The sequence below is a fragment of the Zobellia russellii genome, from assembly GCF_018728565.1.
In the GTDB taxonomy this organism is placed as follows: domain Bacteria; phylum Bacteroidota; class Bacteroidia; order Flavobacteriales; family Flavobacteriaceae; genus Zobellia; species Zobellia russellii.
In genome coordinates this window covers 1-16,082 of record NZ_JACSOI010000002.1, presented here as the reverse complement: position 1 = coordinate 16,082, position 16,082 = coordinate 1, and the positions used below count along the sequence as shown (strand labels likewise).

The following is a 16,082-nucleotide window of genomic DNA, read 5'->3' as shown; positions in this document are numbered from 1 at the left end:
GTATTATTTTTAATGAAAAAAAACAAAAATAACAATATATTGAAGTTTTTAAATTGTTTTATATTTCGATATGAAATCAATAAAGGCATTTGTGTTTTATAATTGAAAGTTTAGTTGCAATTTTGATTTCAAATTAGAAATAAACAAAGAGTTATGTGTGGAATTGTATGTGCATTTGATTTAAAAGAAAGTTCAGATGTTTTAAGACCCCAATTATTGGAGATGTCTAAGAAAATACGTCACCGTGGTCCGGATTGGAGTGGTATCTATGCCGATGAAAAAGCCATCTTAGCGCATGAGCGTTTGGCTATTGTTGATCCAGCTTCCGGAACCCAGCCGTTGTACAGTGAGGATAAAAAATTGGTTTTGGCCGCAAACGGCGAAATCTATAACCATAGAGAGTTGCGCAAGCAATTTGAAGGAAAGTATAATTTCCAGACCGAATCTGATTGCGAAGTTATTTTGGCCCTTTACCAAGAAAAAGGAGCTGGTTTTTTGGATGAGATGAACGGTATTTTTGGTTTTGCCATATATGATACGGAGAACGATTCTTATTTTGTGGCACGTGACCATATGGGTATTATACCTTTATATGTAGGATGGGATCAAAACGGGACGTTCTATGTAGCTTCTGAATTGAAAGCTTTGGAAGGAACCTGTACAAAAATTCAACTTTTTCCTCCAGGACACTATTTGAGCAGTGAAGATGGCGAGTTCAAAAAATGGTATTCTAGAGATTGGATGGAGTACGATGCCGTGAAGGAAAACGAAACGAGCATAAAGGAAATTAAAGAAGCGTTGGAAGCTGCCGTACACCGTCAGTTAATGTCAGATGTGCCTTATGGTGTATTGCTTTCAGGAGGTTTGGATTCTTCCGTTACATCGGCGATAGCAAAAAAATATGCACAAAAACGTATAGAGTCAGGTGATACTACAGATGCTTGGTGGCCTCAATTACACTCTTTTTCGGTAGGTCTTGAAGGTTCTCCTGATTTAGCGGCCGCTCAAAAGGTGGCAGACCATATTGGTACGGTTCACCATGAAATTAAATTTACGATTCAAGAAGGTCTAGATGCCATTAAAGATGTGGTTTACAACTTGGAGACGTATGATATAACTACCATTAGAGCTTCCACCCCTATGTACCTTATGGCAAGGGTAATTAAGTCTATGGGTATTAAAATGGTACTTTCCGGAGAAGGTGCAGATGAACTTTTTGGAGGATATCTATACTTTCATAAAGCACCTAACGATAAGGAATTTCATGAAGAGACTGTTCGTAAGTTGAGCAAGTTGCATATGTACGATTGTTTACGTGCCAATAAGTCCTTGGCGGCTTGGGGTATTGAAGGTCGTGTGCCGTTCTTGGATAAAGAATTTATGGATGTAGCTATGCGCATCAACCCAAAAGATAAAATGATCAATGGGGAGCGTATGGAGAAATGGGTAGTGCGTAAAGCATTTGAAGATATGTTGCCCGAAAGCGTAGCATGGAGACAGAAAGAACAATTTTCCGATGGTGTAGGATACAGCTGGATTGATACTTTAAAGGAGATTGTAAACGAAGAGGTATCTGATGAGCAATTGGCAAACGCAAAATTCCGTTTCCCAATTCAAACACCAACATCAAAAGAAGAATTTTACTATCGTTCTATATTTGAATCTCATTTCCCATCGGATGCTGCGGCATTATGTGTGCCTCAAGAAGCATCGGTTGCTTGTAGTACGCAAATAGCTTTGGAGTGGGATGAGGCGTTCAAGAACATGAACGATCCATCTGGTAGAGCCGTGGCAAACGTTCACGATGACGCCTATTAGAAGTATTTAACCATTCTTTTATAGAATTAGCTAAGAAATGACCTGTTGTGCAATAGAAGCCAACAGGTTTTTTCGTTTGCGCCTTAGATGGAAGGAGATGCTTTTAAGTTTCTATAAATCATAAAAGTTGTTTTGGTATTGCTAATCTGTTTTTTATAAGCAGAGGTTTTATAAGTTGAAGTTGAGTGATTTAGGAGCTGGTTAGGTGTAGATTTCCTATGTTGCCCTATAGTTGTAATTTTCCACAATTTTTGTTGATAACTTAGAGGTATCGTTATTCTCAAAACCCTATATTCCATGGGGTTTTGCGTATATTTGTGAGATTGCCAAAAATTAAGTCTAACAACTAGTTAATTTTATGAGCGAAGAAGCAAATAAAGAAGAAAACAAAAAACAATATTCAGCGGACAGTATCCAGGCCCTAGAGGGTATGGAACACGTACGTATGCGCCCCTCCATGTATATTGGAGATGTTGGTGTAAGAGGTCTTCACCACTTGGTATACGAGGTGGTGGATAACTCCATAGATGAGGCTATGGGTGGTTATTGTGATACGATCAGTGTTACGATAAACGAGGATAACTCCATAACTACACAGGATAACGGTAGGGGTATTCCTGTAGACTTACATAAAAAAGAAGGTATATCCGCTCTAGAAGTGGTTATGACCAAAATTGGTGCCGGTGGTAAGTTTGATAAGGATTCCTATAAGGTTTCCGGTGGACTTCACGGGGTTGGTGTTTCTTGTGTTAACGCACTTTCAAATCACCTAAAAGCTACCGTTTACCGCGATGGTAAAATTTGGGAGCAGGAGTACGAAAGAGGTAAATCTCTTTATCCTGTAAAAAGTGTAGGGGAGACCGATAAGCGGGGAACCGTGGTGACCTTTATACCGGACGATACAATTTTTAAGCAAACTACGGAGTATAGTTATGAGACTTTATCCAATCGTATGCGTGAGCTTTCCTTTTTGAACAAAGGGGTAAGCATTACTATTACGGATAAACGTCAAAAAGACGAAAACGGCGAGTTTGTTAGTGAACGTTTTTATTCCGATCAAGGTTTAAAAGAGTTTGTTAAGTTCCTTGATGGAAACCGTGAGCCACTAATCCAGAATGTAATTTCTATGGAAGGCGAGAAAAACGATATTCCTGTTGAGGTTGCAATGATTTATAATACAAGCTATACGGAAAACCTGCACTCGTACGTAAACAATATTAATACCCATGAGGGGGGAACACACCTTTCCGGTTTTAGGAGAGGGCTTACAACTACCTTGAAAAAGTATGCCGATGCTTCTGGTATGCTTGAAAAATTGAAATTTGAGGTTCAGGGAGATGACTTTAGAGAAGGTCTAACGGCCATTGTTTCCGTTAAAGTTGCAGAACCACAATTTGAAGGGCAGACCAAAACCAAATTGGGTAACCGTGAGGTTTCTTCCGCAGTTTCACAGGCAGTTTCAGAAATGTTGTCGGATTATTTGGAGGAACATCCGGATGATGCCAAGATTATAGTTCAAAAAGTAATTCTTGCCGCTCAAGCACGTCATGCCGCTACTAAGGCCCGTGAAATGGTTCAGCGTAAAACCGTAATGAGCATTGGTGGTCTTCCAGGGAAACTATCGGATTGTTCGGAGCAGGATCCTGCACAGTGTGAAGTTTTCCTTGTTGAGGGTGATTCTGCGGGTGGTACGGCCAAGATGGGCCGTGACCGTAAGTTTCAAGCAATTCTTCCGCTACGAGGTAAGATTTTGAACGTGGAGAAAGCCATGCAACATAAGGTTTTTGAAAACGAGGAAATTAAAAATATCTATACGGCCTTAGGGGTTACCATTGGTACCGAAGAGGATAGTAAAGCTTTGAACTTGGAAAAGTTGCGTTATCATAAAGTAGTGATCATGTGTGATGCCGATGTTGACGGTAGCCATATTGAGACACTTATTTTAACCTTCTTCTTTAGATATATGCGCGAGCTTATTGAAAGCGGACACGTTTATATAGCCACACCACCGTTATATTTGGTGAAAAAAGGATCAAAAAAACGTTACGCTTGGTCAGATAAGGAACGCGATGAAATCGCGGATAGCTATAGTGGTGGCGTTAGTATACAACGTTACAAAGGTCTGGGTGAGATGAATGCCGAGCAGTTGTGGGATACCACCATGAACCCGGAATTCAGAACATTACGTCAGATACAGATAGATAATGCTACCGAAACGGATCGGGTATTCTCTATGTTAATGGGTGATGAAGTGCCGCCGCGAAGAGAATTTATAGAGAAGAATGCTGTTTATGCGAACATTGATGCATAACAATTAGCGTTTTCACAACAAATATTCGTCCGCCACTTGGCGGACGAACTATTTTAGGGGGATACAATAATTCAAAACCCCTATTATGAAAGTACAATTAGTATCAATGCTTTTATTTATGTCCAGCGTAGTTTGCTTTGGACAGGAGAATCTAAAAGAAAGAGAAAAACAGGCGGCCTTTGATCCGGCCTACACATCTTATTCTAGAAAAAAACCAGCCTACGTTACGCTTAAAGATGGAGCCAAGATAGAGGCGGACATCAAAGATGTTGACCGTAAAAAAGGTCAGATCAATGAAATTAAATTTATTAAGCCAGATGGTAAAAAGCTACGTGTAAAGGCAGAAGAAATTGTAGATCTGTATATGGCTCCTTCTGGGCTTGAAAAATTGAACAATCAGAGTAATTTCTTGAACGATGCTACCAAATGGGGTAAAACCGATGCTTCAAAATATATGAACAAAGGCTATACCATGTACACCAATCAAATGGTTTCCTTAAAAAACAAAAAGAAGGAAGCGGAATATTTGATGCAGGTTATCAATCCAAAATTCAGTCAGGTTATTCAAGTATATTCTGATCCATGGGCTAAGCAGACCGCTAGTTTTGGAGTTGGAGGTATGAAGTTGGCGGGAGGAATCGCAAAGTCGTATTATATTAAAAAAGGTGATGAAAAAGTGCTGTGGTTGACCAAGAAAGATTTTGATGAGCATTTTGAATCTTTGTTTATGGATAACGAAAAATTCAAAGCTAAGTACGGAGGGGAGAAATTCAAATGGAGTCTGTTAGGTGTATACATTTTGGATTACACAGAGTTTGTTCTGGAAGATAACATGTAGTATCCTGCATAGATCAACTCATAATTTTAAAAAGGCCGCAATCAGTATGATTGCGGCCTTTTTGTTTTAAGTTGTCAATTATTTAAATATTTGATAATCTTTAAGCCAAGTTCCTCTGGTTTAAAATGTTCTTTATTTACCACATAATATAAAACCAGAGCACATTGGATTTTTCAGTTATAGTTATGTATTTGGGCTTCATCTTGGCCGCTTACTCCGTAGTAGGAAACGATACCATACAGACATTGGGTACTTTTTTAAGTTCTAACGAGCGGAAAAAATGGTGGGTTCTGTGGTTGTTTGCGGGCGGTATCTTGGCGGCGACCTTAATTTTTGGATACATAACCCACGGTGGGGATGTTTCTTATGGGAGATTGGCAAAATATCCCATGCCCCAACCGTTTGCTTGGTATTATTTATTGCCTCCCATTATCCTTATGTTGTTAACACGAACAGGTATTCCTGTGAGTACATCATTTTTGATTCTTACTTTCTTCAACGAGAAAAATTTGAGCAGTATGGTCATTAAATCGCTCTCTGGCTACGGAGTGGCGTTTGCAGCGGCTATTGTGCTCTATTTGGCAATATCCAGATTGGTGGAAAAACGGTTCATAGAACGGTCTATAACGGCAAAGGAGGAAAGGCTCTGGACAATCTTGCAATGGTGTTCTACCGGTTTTTTATGGTCACAGTGGCTTATTCAGGATTTTGCTAATATTTACGTTTATTTGCCACGCGAATTGGATGTTTATTCAATGATTTTCTCCTTGGTGGTTATTTTGGGCTTGTTGGCCTTTATCATTGCGTCCAAAGGTGGGGCAATTCAAAGTATAATCAAATCAAAGACAAATACGGTAGACATTAGATCTGCAACGATTATAGATTTCGTCTACGGTATTGTGCTCTTTTATTTCAAAGAAATGAATAACGTACCTATGAGCACCACATGGGTCTTTATTGGTATTCTGGCAGGTCGTGAAATAGGGTTGAACTATATGTTAAGGAAAAACGAGCCCAGGGCAAAAATGTTTAAATCGTTGGGTATGGATTTAGTCAAGGTGGTTATAGGTCTTGTCGTTAGTATCATCTTGGTATTCGCTGTAAAATATTTGGCAACGTCTATTTAATTTTATTTAAAATGAAGCTTGGGTTTGTATTTATGTCTGTCTTTTTACTGTGTAGCAATGCTATTGCGCAAGATGAGGATGAAAGAAAGGGCATAAATATAGCTGACTTGGTAGAGATGTCCGGAGATTGGTTTATTGCTTACCGAGACGGAATAAAACAGGTTCAGGCAGACGAGACCGTACCTGTTGAAAATGAGCATACAAGTAGTTTTGTTTTAAAGCGAAGTTATTTTACGCTAAAGAAAGAGCTGAATGATGTTTTTTCGGTTAGGTATACTATGGATCTTACTATAGATACGGAAGGCGATGATGCGGGTAATGTTGAAACACGCTTAAAGTACCTTTATCTAATGACCAAGCCTAGAATTAATAGTAAGGTGTTTACCGGTACCGGAATAGAGGTAGGAATGGTACATAGGCCTTGGTTAGATTATGAGCAAAAAATAAACACCTATAGAGTTCAGGATAACATGTTTATAGAGCGAAACAGGATATTCAACTCTGCAGATTTTGGTGTAACGGTTACGGGTAACATAGGGCCTAAAATGGATGAGGAATTCCTGAAAAACGTAAACGGTGTTATGAAAGGTAAATATGCTAGTTATTCATTGGGAATATATAATGGAGGGGGCTATTCCGGAATAGAAAATAATAATAATAAAGTGGTGGCCGGTCGTTTAACTGTACGCCCTTTGGCCAATAGGTTGCCGCAATTGCAATTAAGTGGTTATTTTAATAGAGGGAAAGGAAACAGTGAGTTTTCTCCGGATTTTAATCAGGTTTTAGGTTTTTTGGCCTTTACGGAGAAGCAGTTTAGAATAACGGCTCAATTTCATGATGGTGTGGGGGATTTTAGAGCCAGATATGTAGATGCGGAAGACCCATCGCATGCTTTGGCCAATCATGGGTATAGCTTCTTTGGTGAGTATAAATTTGGCAAATCCCCTTTTTCCATTTGGGGGCGTTTTGATGAATTTACAGTAGAGGAGATAAATGAAGAGACCCAGCGCGTCATTGGAGGGTTTACATATAAGGTGAATAAAATGATTCGGCTCATTTTAAATACCGAACATACCACGGTAGATGGTAATACAGAAGATATCTACGAACTTAACCTAGAAATATCATTTTAAAAACAATAGCTATGGAGAGTATACTTTTTCCCACAGATTTTTCCGAAGTTTCAATGAATGCCTTTTTGTATGCTGTTGACTATGCAAAAAAAACAGAAAAGAAAATCATTGTTTTTCATGCGTATAATTTAGAAACCGAAACTTCGGAGGTAGAGCAAGCGTTGTACGAAAAACTAGATATTCAGAATTTCAGGAATAAAAAAGAAACCTTTCCGCCTTTTGAAAAAATACTCAGAGAAAGACAAATAGATAGTCTAAAGGTAAAATACGTGGTTCGTGAAGGAAATTTTATAGAAACGTTTACCCATTATATTGATAAAAGGGAAGATAAGATTGATCTTGTAGTGATGGGGACACAAATTAGCAAGAGTGGCCTTTTTCAGTTGTTTACGGAGACCAGTACATTAAAGATTCTGGATGAAATTAATAAACCCGTTATTGTAGTTCCGGGCAACGCAAAGTTTGATGGCAACTTAGATAATATTCTTTTCTTGGTAGATTATCATGAAGATGAGAAAGAACCTTTGGAAGATTTAATAAACGAGTCTAAAGGGTTTAACGCAAAACTTCATGTAGTTCATTTTGATTTGGCTCATGGAGATTCCATTGTGCCGCTAATGGATCGGTTCAAGGCTTCTCTAAAGAATTTTGATATAAGTAACGTTACGTTTGAAACTATAGATTCCATAGACATTAAAAAGTCGCTATTAGACTACTGTATTCAGCATGAAATAGATATTGTTTGTTTGATCAATCATAAGCGTAATTTTTATCAAAGATTGTTTACCTATAGTTTAACCGAGGATTTAATAAGGAATATTAATACACCCGTAATGGCTATTTATAGGGATTGATTTGTGAAAGAAAAATACACCGCCCACTAAAGAAAACGGGTTAATGAGAATTTGTTCTATTTTAAAACCCCATATTCAATAAAGAATATGGGGTTTAGCGTATTTGAAACCTAGTAAAATTTTTACTCCCGTAAGGCCATTGTGTTGCCTTGTGAGTCGGATAGAATACTTCCTTCCGTAGACGCTTTCATGGAGACAATTTCGTCTGCCATATCGGTTCCGGGGTATGATATTATGTAAGTGTCATTCTCATGACTCCATGTAAAATCGGTTTTAAAAGTAATTTTCCCATTATTCTTTTGATGGTATCTTCCTAAATAGGCATCGTTAAATATCCATTCTTTACGGATGGTACTCCCTCCTTTGGATGTCTGACTTGCTGCTGTTACTTCTACGTCTGACCAAATGCCGATAACGGGGTCATTGTTTTCGGGAATTTCGGTACAGTTGCTTACCAGTACTATGGCAATTATCGCTAAAAATGAAAAGACTTTTTTCATTGTCGTAGGTTTTAGTTGATTGGGGGTTTTCTTTAAATTAGAACGCCTGTTTTTAAATTCCTATTGCTACAATTCGATGTACGGCAACAAATCCCTTTTATCTTCGTTAAAGCGCAATTTTTTTTAACAGGAGTGTATTTCAACGAGTAGTTTATCGGTTAAATTTCTCCCATTTAACCCAATTTTCACCGTAGTTTTCCTTTCAGATTGTTTATTTTTGGGAACCCTTTTCAAAAAAATGATTTTTAATAAGAACAAAGCTTACTAGGTTCAGTAGAGTCGAGTAAGATTTATTAAGGTCAAAAAAGGGCGTTTTTTTAAGAAAAGTCTTTAATAACAAATAAATAATAACAAATGAAAGTTACCGTAGTAGGGGCAGGAGCAGTAGGAGCAAGCTGTGCCGAGTATATTGCCATAAAGAATTTTGCATCTGAGGTAGTCTTGTTGGATATCAAAGAAGGTTATGCCGAAGGGAAAGCCATGGACTTGATGCAAACTGCATCATTGAACGGCTTTGATACTAAGATAACAGGTGTAACCAATGATTACTCTAAAACTGCTAATAGTGATATTGCCGTAATTACTTCTGGTATTCCAAGAAAACCGGGTATGACCCGTGAGGAGTTAATAGGTATTAATGCGGGTATCGTAAAAACGGTATCGGCTAGTCTTGTAGAGCACTCGCCAAATGTAACCCTTATCATAGTAAGTAACCCAATGGATACTATGACGTATTTAGTGCACAAAACTACAAGTTTGCCTAAGCATAAAATTATAGGTATGGGCGGTGCTTTGGATAGTGCACGTTTTAAGTACCGTTTGGCCGAAGCTCTTGAGGCTCCAATATCAGATGTAGATGGTATGGTAATAGGTGGCCATAGTGATACCGGTATGGTGCCATTAACATCTCATGCTACAAGAAACAGTATTCGAGTATCGGAATTTTTATCGGAGGACCGCTTAGAGCAAGTGGCTGCAGATACTAAAGTAGGTGGTGCTACACTTACTAAATTATTGGGAACAAGTGCATGGTACGCGCCAGGTGCTGCGGTTTCAGGTTTGGTGCAAGCTATCGCTTGCGATCAGAAAAAGATTTTCCCATGTTCTACCTTGCTAGAAGGTGAGTATGATTTAAACGATATCTGTATAGGTGTTCCGGTTGTTTTGGGTAAAAACGGAATCGAAAAAATAGTTGATATTCCACTTAGCGATGCCGAAAAAGCTAAAATGCAAGAAAGCGCTGCAGGAGTGAAAAAGACCAACGGTCTACTAGAATTATAGTAGTTGGTTCAATAATAAATAAGAACATCTGTTCCGGAAATATTTCTGGGGCAGATGTTTCCGTTTTACAATAACTCCAAATATATTGCCAATTCCTATGGGAAAATCATATATTTGCACGCTGTTATAAAAAGCACGCAATTAATTCACATAACCAATGCAGAATAAAGGACTTATTAAGCTTTTTGCCCTACTCTTTGGGCTAGTAAGTATCTACCAACTATCCTATACTTTTATAGGTGGTAAAGTAGAAAACGAAGCTAAATCGTATGCGGAAAGCCGTATTTCAGAGGCAGAAGAGAACTACGTTTCTAAACGTGAAGAATTAGAGACTAGGTATTTAGACTCCATAGGAGACAATTCTATTTTAGGTTTTACAAATTATAATGAAGCCAAAAAGAAAGAATTGAACAAAGGTCTTGACCTTAAGGGTGGTATTAACGTTACCCTTCAGATTTCCGTAAAGGATATCTTAAAAGGATTGGCCAATAATACCAAAAACCCTGTTTTTAATAAAGCCTTGGCAGATGCCGATGCCGCTTCAAAAAATAGCGATGACACGTATATAGAGCTATTTTTTAATGCTTTTGATGAAATAAAAGGAGATACTAAACTAGCTTCTCCGGATATTTTTGCTAATAAAGGCCTTAGTGGAGAAATTAATTTTCAGATGTCAGATGATGAGGTTAAGCCTATCATCCGTACAAAAATTGACGAATCCATTGTTTCTGCTTTTGAAGTACTTCGTGAGCGTATAGATGGTTTTGGTGTAACACAGCCAAATATCCAACGTGAAGGTAACTCAGGCCGTATCTTGGTTGAATTGCCAGGAGCTAGAGATATTGCCCGTGCGCAGAGCCTATTGTCAAGTACCGCTCAATTGGAGTTCTGGGAAACTTATGAGCCTAATAATCCTGAATTACAAGGTTTCTTTTTTCAGGCCAATGAAAAGTTGAAGTCGCTTGTAGATATGGGTGATGATGAAGAGCCGGTAAAGAAAGAGTCGGAATTGGATTCTTTGCTTTCTGATGTATCTACAGATTCATTGGATATTGCCGGACAGAAGAACCCATTGTTTGATAAATTTCAATTAGGGGCTCCTAGTTATGCAGTTGGTGTTGCCGCTGTTCAAGATACTGCGGAGATAGGTTCTTACCTAAGAATGAAAGAAGTTAGGAGATTGCTTCCTGCAAGTATGCAGTTCGTGAAATTCTTATGGGAGAGACCATCTGAAGGTTCGGAGATAGCTGAGCTTTATGCATTAAAATCTAATCGTGACAATACACCAAGAATTAGTGGTGATGTTGTTAGTGATGCTCGTGACGAGTTTGTAAACGGTAAACCTGCCGTAACCATGAGCATGAATACCAAAGGAGCTAAGGAATGGGAAAAGCTTACTGGTGATGCTTATAATAATAGAACTGGTATTGCTATTGTACTAGATAATAAAGTATACACTGCTCCAGGGGTTTCGTCGGGACCTATTTCCGGTGGACGTTCAGAGATTACCGGTACTTTTACGGTCAACGAAACAAAAGATATTTCAAACGTATTGCGTGCTGGTAAATTACCGGCGTCCGCAGAAATCATTCAATCAGAAGTTGTAGGTCCATCTTTGGGACAAGAAGCTATTGATAGTGGTTTTATGTCGTTTATGATCGCTATGGCCATTGTATTGGTCTGGATGATTTTCTATTATGGTAAAGCAGGTGCTTTCGCAGATGTTGCGTTGCTGTTGAATATTCTGTTGATATTTGGGGTGTTGACCAGCTTAAGTGCTGTTTTAACTTTGCCAGGTATTGCAGGTATCGTTCTAACCATTGGTATGTCCGTAGATGCGAACGTACTTATTTTTGAACGTATAAAGGAAGAATTAGCAAAAGGAAAAGGAAAATCATTAGCGGTAGCGGATGGTTTTAGTAATGCCCTTTCGTCTATTCTTGATGCGAATATAACAACAGGTCTTACGGCGATTATTCTCTTTATTTTTGGGTCGGGTCCTATTAAAGGTTTCGCAACAACCTTACTTATAGGTATTGTAACGTCTTTATTTACTGCAATCTTTATTACACGTCTATTGGTAGATTGGTATATTGAAGGAAAAGGTCGTTCATTGGATTTCTCAACAGCACTTACAAAGAACCTTTTCAAAAGTGTAAATATCAATTTTCTTTCAAAAAGAAAGTTTGCCTATATACTATCTGCAATTTTAGTAGGTATAGGTGTTTTCTCTTTAGCAACCAACGGATTGCAACAAGGGGTCGATTTTATAGGAGGACGCTCATATCAAGTTCGTTTTGAGCAGTCAGTTAATCCATCTGAGATAGCTTCCGAGTTAAATGATGTATTTGGTAGTGGAACTAACGTAAAAACGTTTGGAGATGCCAACCAGATTAAGATTACTACGCCATATAAGGTAGATGTTGAGGGTATAGAGGTTGATAATGAGATTCAGAACAAATTATATACCTCGTTACAGAAATACCTTCCAGACGGTATTAGTGAAGAAAACTTTAAAGCAGGAGGTTCAGGCGATAAATCAATAGGTATATTGCAATCTGTTAAGGTTGGACCTACCATTGCGGATGATATTAAGAACAACGCGTTCTTGGCAATTTTAGGATCGCTTGCAGTGGTATTCTTGTATATATTGTTCCGTTTCCGTAAATGGCAATTCTCATTAGGTGCTGTAGTGGCGGTTTTCCATGATGTTATGATTGTATTGGGAATATTCTCTTTGTTCGGTACTATTATGCCGTTCAACATGGAAATAGATCAGGCTTTTATAGCGGCAATACTTACTGTAATCGGATACTCATTGAACGATACCGTGGTTGTTTTTGACCGTATTCGTGAGATAATTGGCGAGCGTGGTTGGCGCGGTGGTGAAAACATCAACTTGGCACTTAACAGTACATTAAGCCGTACATTAAATACGTCTTTAACAACATTTGTGGTATTGCTGGCTATCTTTATTTTTGGAGGGGAATCGTTAAGAGGATTTATGTTTGCTATGATAGTAGGTGTTGTAGTAGGAACCTACTCATCTCTATTTATCGCAACTCCAGTAATGTTCGATACGTTGAACAAGTCTTCTAGAGCTGGTGACCTAGTAAAAGATACAGCTAAACAAGAAACTGAGGAAGTAAAATAAATTTCTCTATATTTGAAGAGTTAAGAACTAACTAACTCAATTAATTACAAAAAGCCGTTTGCATTTGCAAACGGCTTTTTCTTTGTCCGGTGTTTTTGGACTTAAAAAAAGCGACTGTCGTTTAGGAGGACAATACTTTTCCAGTTGAGCCCGTATCGGATTTTTCTAGTTGATAGATGAACTCAGCTTCAAGGCCAGGTTCTTTTCTGTGGGATACAAAAATAACGGTAGTATTGCTTTGAGAGGCAAATTTGTTGACCAAGGCTACAAAAAGAGCTGCGCTGTCATCATCCAGTCCTGCTGTGGGTTCGTCAAGAATAAGCAATGGAGGGTGTTTTATCATGGCTCTTGCACACATAATCAGTCGTTTCTGCCCCATGGAAAGGTCATGAAAAAGTTTATCTTTCATACCCCATAGGCCAATAAGTTGAAGCCATTCTTTTGCCAACCTCAATTGTGCTTCGGTAGGATGTATGTACAGTCCAACGGAGTCATAGAATCCGGAAATAATCATATGACTAACCGAATGATAGCCTGTAAATTTATCCGTCATTGAAGGCGTAAAATAGCCTATTCGTTTTTTAATTTCCCATACGCTTTCTCCGGAACCTTTTTTACGGCCAAAAATATAGAGTTCTTGGCCATAACCCTTAGGGTTTTCACCAGTTATCATAGAAAGTATGGTTGTCTTTCCACTGCCGTTTCTACCCCTTAATTCCCAAAACTCACTTCTTTTAATATGCCAGGAGATATCACGTAGAATAGGCTTTTCATTGTAGGATACGCCTACGCCTTTTAATTCTATTAATGTCTCTCCTTCAATTTCATAAATGTGTATAGGTTGGGGGATGTTATTTTTAAACAGTTCCTTTTTGGTCTGATTGGAAAAACCATCAGGCGTACCTGTGGCAACTAAATCTTTACCCTCCAGCTTGTAAAACGTGTTCGCAAAGGGCATTACATCTGCTTTGCGACTTAATATTTGTACCATGGGGGTATGAACCGAAACTTTCTGAAGTGTATTCTTCAGGTCTTCTTGGGCGTCGGTGTCCAGATTATCAAATGGGTTGTCCAAAACAATAAAATCTGGCTGGCTGCTAAGGATATATTTTAATAACGCTTTTTTTTGCTCCCCACTAGACATTGATTTTAAACTTTGTTTGGTATCTGATGTAATAACCTTGCTATCATGACGGTCTTCTCTGTCAATAAAGCGCTCAACGGCCAATTTAGACATTAGGGCACCCTTTAAGTTTTTCAGTTCATAAAAACCTCCGGGAAGTGGTCCTTGTAAAAGTGCTGTTATCAGTTCCCCTTTTTGTGAAGTATTCGCCGTAAAAACGGCCCAATGTTTTGGTGTCATAAAAGAACTCTAAATATATGTACGGTATAGGTATGGTTTGATTTAGTTTTATCTAAATACATATCACTATTCAGATCCATTTTTTTTGAGAAGATATGATGTTTGTATGAATTATAGAAATTATTAATTAGATAAGCTAGTGTTTCTGGACATAACTTTTATAAGTAATTACATCTTGCTAGATTGGCCTTGAAGTCAATATTAAGTAAGTGTAAATGTTCCTAACGCTTCGGTAATGATCATTGGGAGTGCGGAACGATTTGGAATTTCGCAACTACATCAGCCTCGCGGTCGTGTATGTTGGGTGCTAATCAGATTTTTTGTACCCTCATGACAGGTCACAAACTTTCTTCCGAAGCAAAAAACCGACTGCAGACCATGGTACAAACCAATGATAGTTTGAGATTGTAGAAGTCGACTTAAAACTAATGGGGCCAGGAGATATTATGGGCACGCAGCAAAGTGGCGTACTCAACTTAAAGATAGCAGGCATTGTAAGAGACAATGATATTCTCACAAACCTGAATATACTTTCAAGTAAATTTAATGTAGTATAAGATTGTTCGGTTTGTTATTGGAAAATATTATAATTGACAATTTCCCATACAATATCTCAGAGTAACGTTTTGTGATTTTGATATTCCAGTTATCGCTTCAGAAACGGTGAAAGTAATATTAACTACTTCTGTACGCTGTAAATCAATAAAATTACCTATCACGGCACCTGTTGTCATTGAAATACTTCTTCCTTCCCTATAAGTACTACCATCTAAAGTTATACTAGCTTTTCCTGTTGTCATAACCATGGTATAGGAGCCAGATAACAAAGCACTATTAGGAGATATGTTAAAGTATATTTCAACTGGACCGGAATAACCATCTAAGGGTTCTGGTTCATAAGGGTTTGCTCTAAAAGAAAAATCTGGAGCGAGTGGTTCTTCTAAAATAATTTCAACTGTGTCCGACCCAGTAGCACCTAGATCATCGGTCACTGTTAAAACAATATTATATGTACCAGCAGCATTAAATGTATGGGACACCGAAGAATCATCGTTATTATTTATGATATTATTTACGGAACCTAAATCATCAAAATTCCATTCATAATCTACTATTCGTCCATCATCATTGAAATTAGCTACTTGAAAATTCAATGTTTTTGGATAGTCTCCAGGTGGTATTAATACTCGGTCATTTATTTCTACAGTAGGATTTGCGTTTACAATAACTTGCCAGACCTGTGAATCACCGTTTTCTGCCATTACGGTATAATTTACAGGATTAGAGAAATCCCTTTCGACATTACCTAATGGGGATACACTAGCTCCTGTGGAGACAACAAGGTTCGTAGGTGCTACGAGCAAATCGGTTCCGAAGGGCACTGTAATGGTGGCTGTATGGTTTACATTGTCCAATATAGCATCTCCAGAGATTGGGGACAGAGTGAACTGGGTGATGTCGTTTTCATTACTTCTAGTATCTGCTTCCACATTTACAATAACTTGCCAGACCTGCGAATCACCGTTTTCTGCCATTACGGTATAATTTACAGGATTAGAGAAATCCCTTTCGACATTACCTAATGGGGATACACTAGCTCCTGTGGAGACAACAAGGTTCGTAGGGGCTACGAGCAAATCGGTTCCGAAGGGCACTGTAATGGTGGCTGTATGGTTTACATTGTCCAATATAGCATCTCCAGA

The 16,082-nt window shown here is 38.3% G+C and carries 11 protein-coding genes and 1 pseudogene; 9 read left to right on the top strand and 3 right to left on the bottom strand.

What is annotated here, in order from left to right; translation table 11 throughout:
• Window positions 1-153: 153 nt before the first annotated feature.
• The 6 genes from asnB (at window position 154) to H9565_RS05555 (ending at window position 8,081) form a co-directional block, all read left to right on the top strand.
• On the top strand, window positions 154-1,818 hold the full coding sequence (gene asnB, locus H9565_RS05580; RefSeq protein WP_215438239.1) for an asparagine synthase B: 1,665 nt from the start codon (window positions 154-156) through the stop codon (window positions 1,816-1,818).
• A gap of 358 nt (window positions 1,819-2,176) precedes the next feature.
• Window positions 2,177-4,129 carry a DNA topoisomerase (ATP-hydrolyzing) subunit B gene (gene gyrB, locus H9565_RS05575; protein WP_215438238.1) on the top strand — a complete coding sequence of 651 codons (1,953 nt, stop codon included), beginning with the start codon at window positions 2,177-2,179 and terminating at the stop codon, window positions 4,127-4,129.
• Between the two features lie 85 nt (window positions 4,130-4,214).
• On the top strand, window positions 4,215-4,967 hold the full coding sequence (locus H9565_RS05570; protein ID WP_215438237.1) for a F0F1 ATP synthase subunit delta: 753 nt from the start codon (window positions 4,215-4,217) through the stop codon (window positions 4,965-4,967).
• Between the two features lie 164 nt (window positions 4,968-5,131).
• On the top strand, window positions 5,132-6,094 hold the full coding sequence (locus tag H9565_RS05565) for a hypothetical protein (protein ID WP_246560349.1): 963 nt from the start codon (window positions 5,132-5,134) through the stop codon (window positions 6,092-6,094).
• Window positions 6,095-6,126: 32 nt separating this feature from the next.
• On the top strand, window positions 6,127-7,227 hold the full coding sequence (locus tag H9565_RS05560) for a hypothetical protein (protein WP_215438236.1): 1,101 nt from the start codon (window positions 6,127-6,129) through the stop codon (window positions 7,225-7,227).
• Between the two features lie 11 nt (window positions 7,228-7,238).
• Window positions 7,239-8,081, top strand: coding sequence for a universal stress protein (locus tag H9565_RS05555; protein WP_215438235.1), 843 nt, complete (start codon window positions 7,239-7,241; stop codon window positions 8,079-8,081).
• Window positions 8,082-8,203: 122 nt separating this feature from the next.
• On the opposite strand, the gene H9565_RS05550 is transcribed toward H9565_RS05555, so the two are convergent.
• Complete coding sequence (locus H9565_RS05550) at window positions 8,204-8,581, bottom strand: hypothetical protein (protein ID WP_215438234.1); 378 nt, start codon at window positions 8,579-8,581, stop codon at window positions 8,204-8,206.
• Window positions 8,582-8,935: 354 nt separating this feature from the next.
• Here H9565_RS05550 and H9565_RS05545 point away from each other — a divergent pair, with 354 nt between their 5' ends.
• Together H9565_RS05545 and secDF are read left to right on the top strand one after the other, a co-directional pair.
• A complete protein-coding gene (locus H9565_RS05545; protein ID WP_215438233.1) occupies window positions 8,936-9,862 on the top strand; it encodes a malate dehydrogenase in 927 nt (308 codons plus the stop codon).
• A 157-nt stretch (window positions 9,863-10,019) separates the two neighbouring features.
• Window positions 10,020-13,016: a protein translocase subunit SecDF gene (gene secDF / locus H9565_RS05540; RefSeq protein WP_215438232.1), complete on the top strand. Its 2,997-nt coding sequence runs from the start codon at window positions 10,020-10,022 to the stop codon at window positions 13,014-13,016.
• A gap of 121 nt (window positions 13,017-13,137) precedes the next feature.
• Here the strand turns inward: secDF and H9565_RS05535 are convergent, their stop codons facing one another.
• On the bottom strand, window positions 13,138-14,379 hold the full coding sequence (locus H9565_RS05535) for an ATP-binding cassette domain-containing protein (RefSeq protein ID WP_215438231.1): 1,242 nt from the start codon (window positions 14,377-14,379) through the stop codon (window positions 13,138-13,140).
• Window positions 14,380-14,584: 205 nt separating this feature from the next.
• Here H9565_RS05535 and H9565_RS05530 point away from each other — a divergent pair.
• Window positions 14,585-14,894 (top strand): annotated as a pseudogene (locus H9565_RS05530) (ATP-dependent DNA helicase RecG); the annotation flags it as partial.
• A 69-nt stretch (window positions 14,895-14,963) separates the two neighbouring features.
• Here H9565_RS05530 and H9565_RS05525 read toward each other — a convergent pair.
• The coding region (locus H9565_RS05525) for a PKD domain-containing protein (RefSeq protein ID WP_215438230.1) at window positions 14,964-16,082 on the bottom strand (1,119 nt) is incomplete at its 5' end.

Coding starts and splice junctions, on each gene's coding strand:
- H9565_RS05535 (WP_215438231.1), bottom strand. CDS start 14,379: ATGACACCAAAACATTGGGCCGTTTTTACGGCGAATACTTCACAAAAA.
- H9565_RS05550 (WP_215438234.1), bottom strand. CDS start 8,581: ATGAAAAAAGTCTTTTCATTTTTAGCGATAATTGCCATAGTACTGGTA.
- H9565_RS05545 (WP_215438233.1), top strand. CDS start 8,936: ATGAAAGTTACCGTAGTAGGGGCAGGAGCAGTAGGAGCAAGCTGTGCC.
- asnB (WP_215438239.1), top strand. CDS start 154: ATGTGTGGAATTGTATGTGCATTTGATTTAAAAGAAAGTTCAGATGTT.
- H9565_RS05560 (WP_215438236.1), top strand. CDS start 6,127: ATGTCTGTCTTTTTACTGTGTAGCAATGCTATTGCGCAAGATGAGGAT.
- gyrB (WP_215438238.1), top strand. CDS start 2,177: ATGAGCGAAGAAGCAAATAAAGAAGAAAACAAAAAACAATATTCAGCG.
- H9565_RS05570 (WP_215438237.1), top strand. CDS start 4,215: ATGAAAGTACAATTAGTATCAATGCTTTTATTTATGTCCAGCGTAGTT.
- secDF (WP_215438232.1), top strand. CDS start 10,020: ATGCAGAATAAAGGACTTATTAAGCTTTTTGCCCTACTCTTTGGGCTA.
- H9565_RS05555 (WP_215438235.1), top strand. CDS start 7,239: ATGGAGAGTATACTTTTTCCCACAGATTTTTCCGAAGTTTCAATGAAT.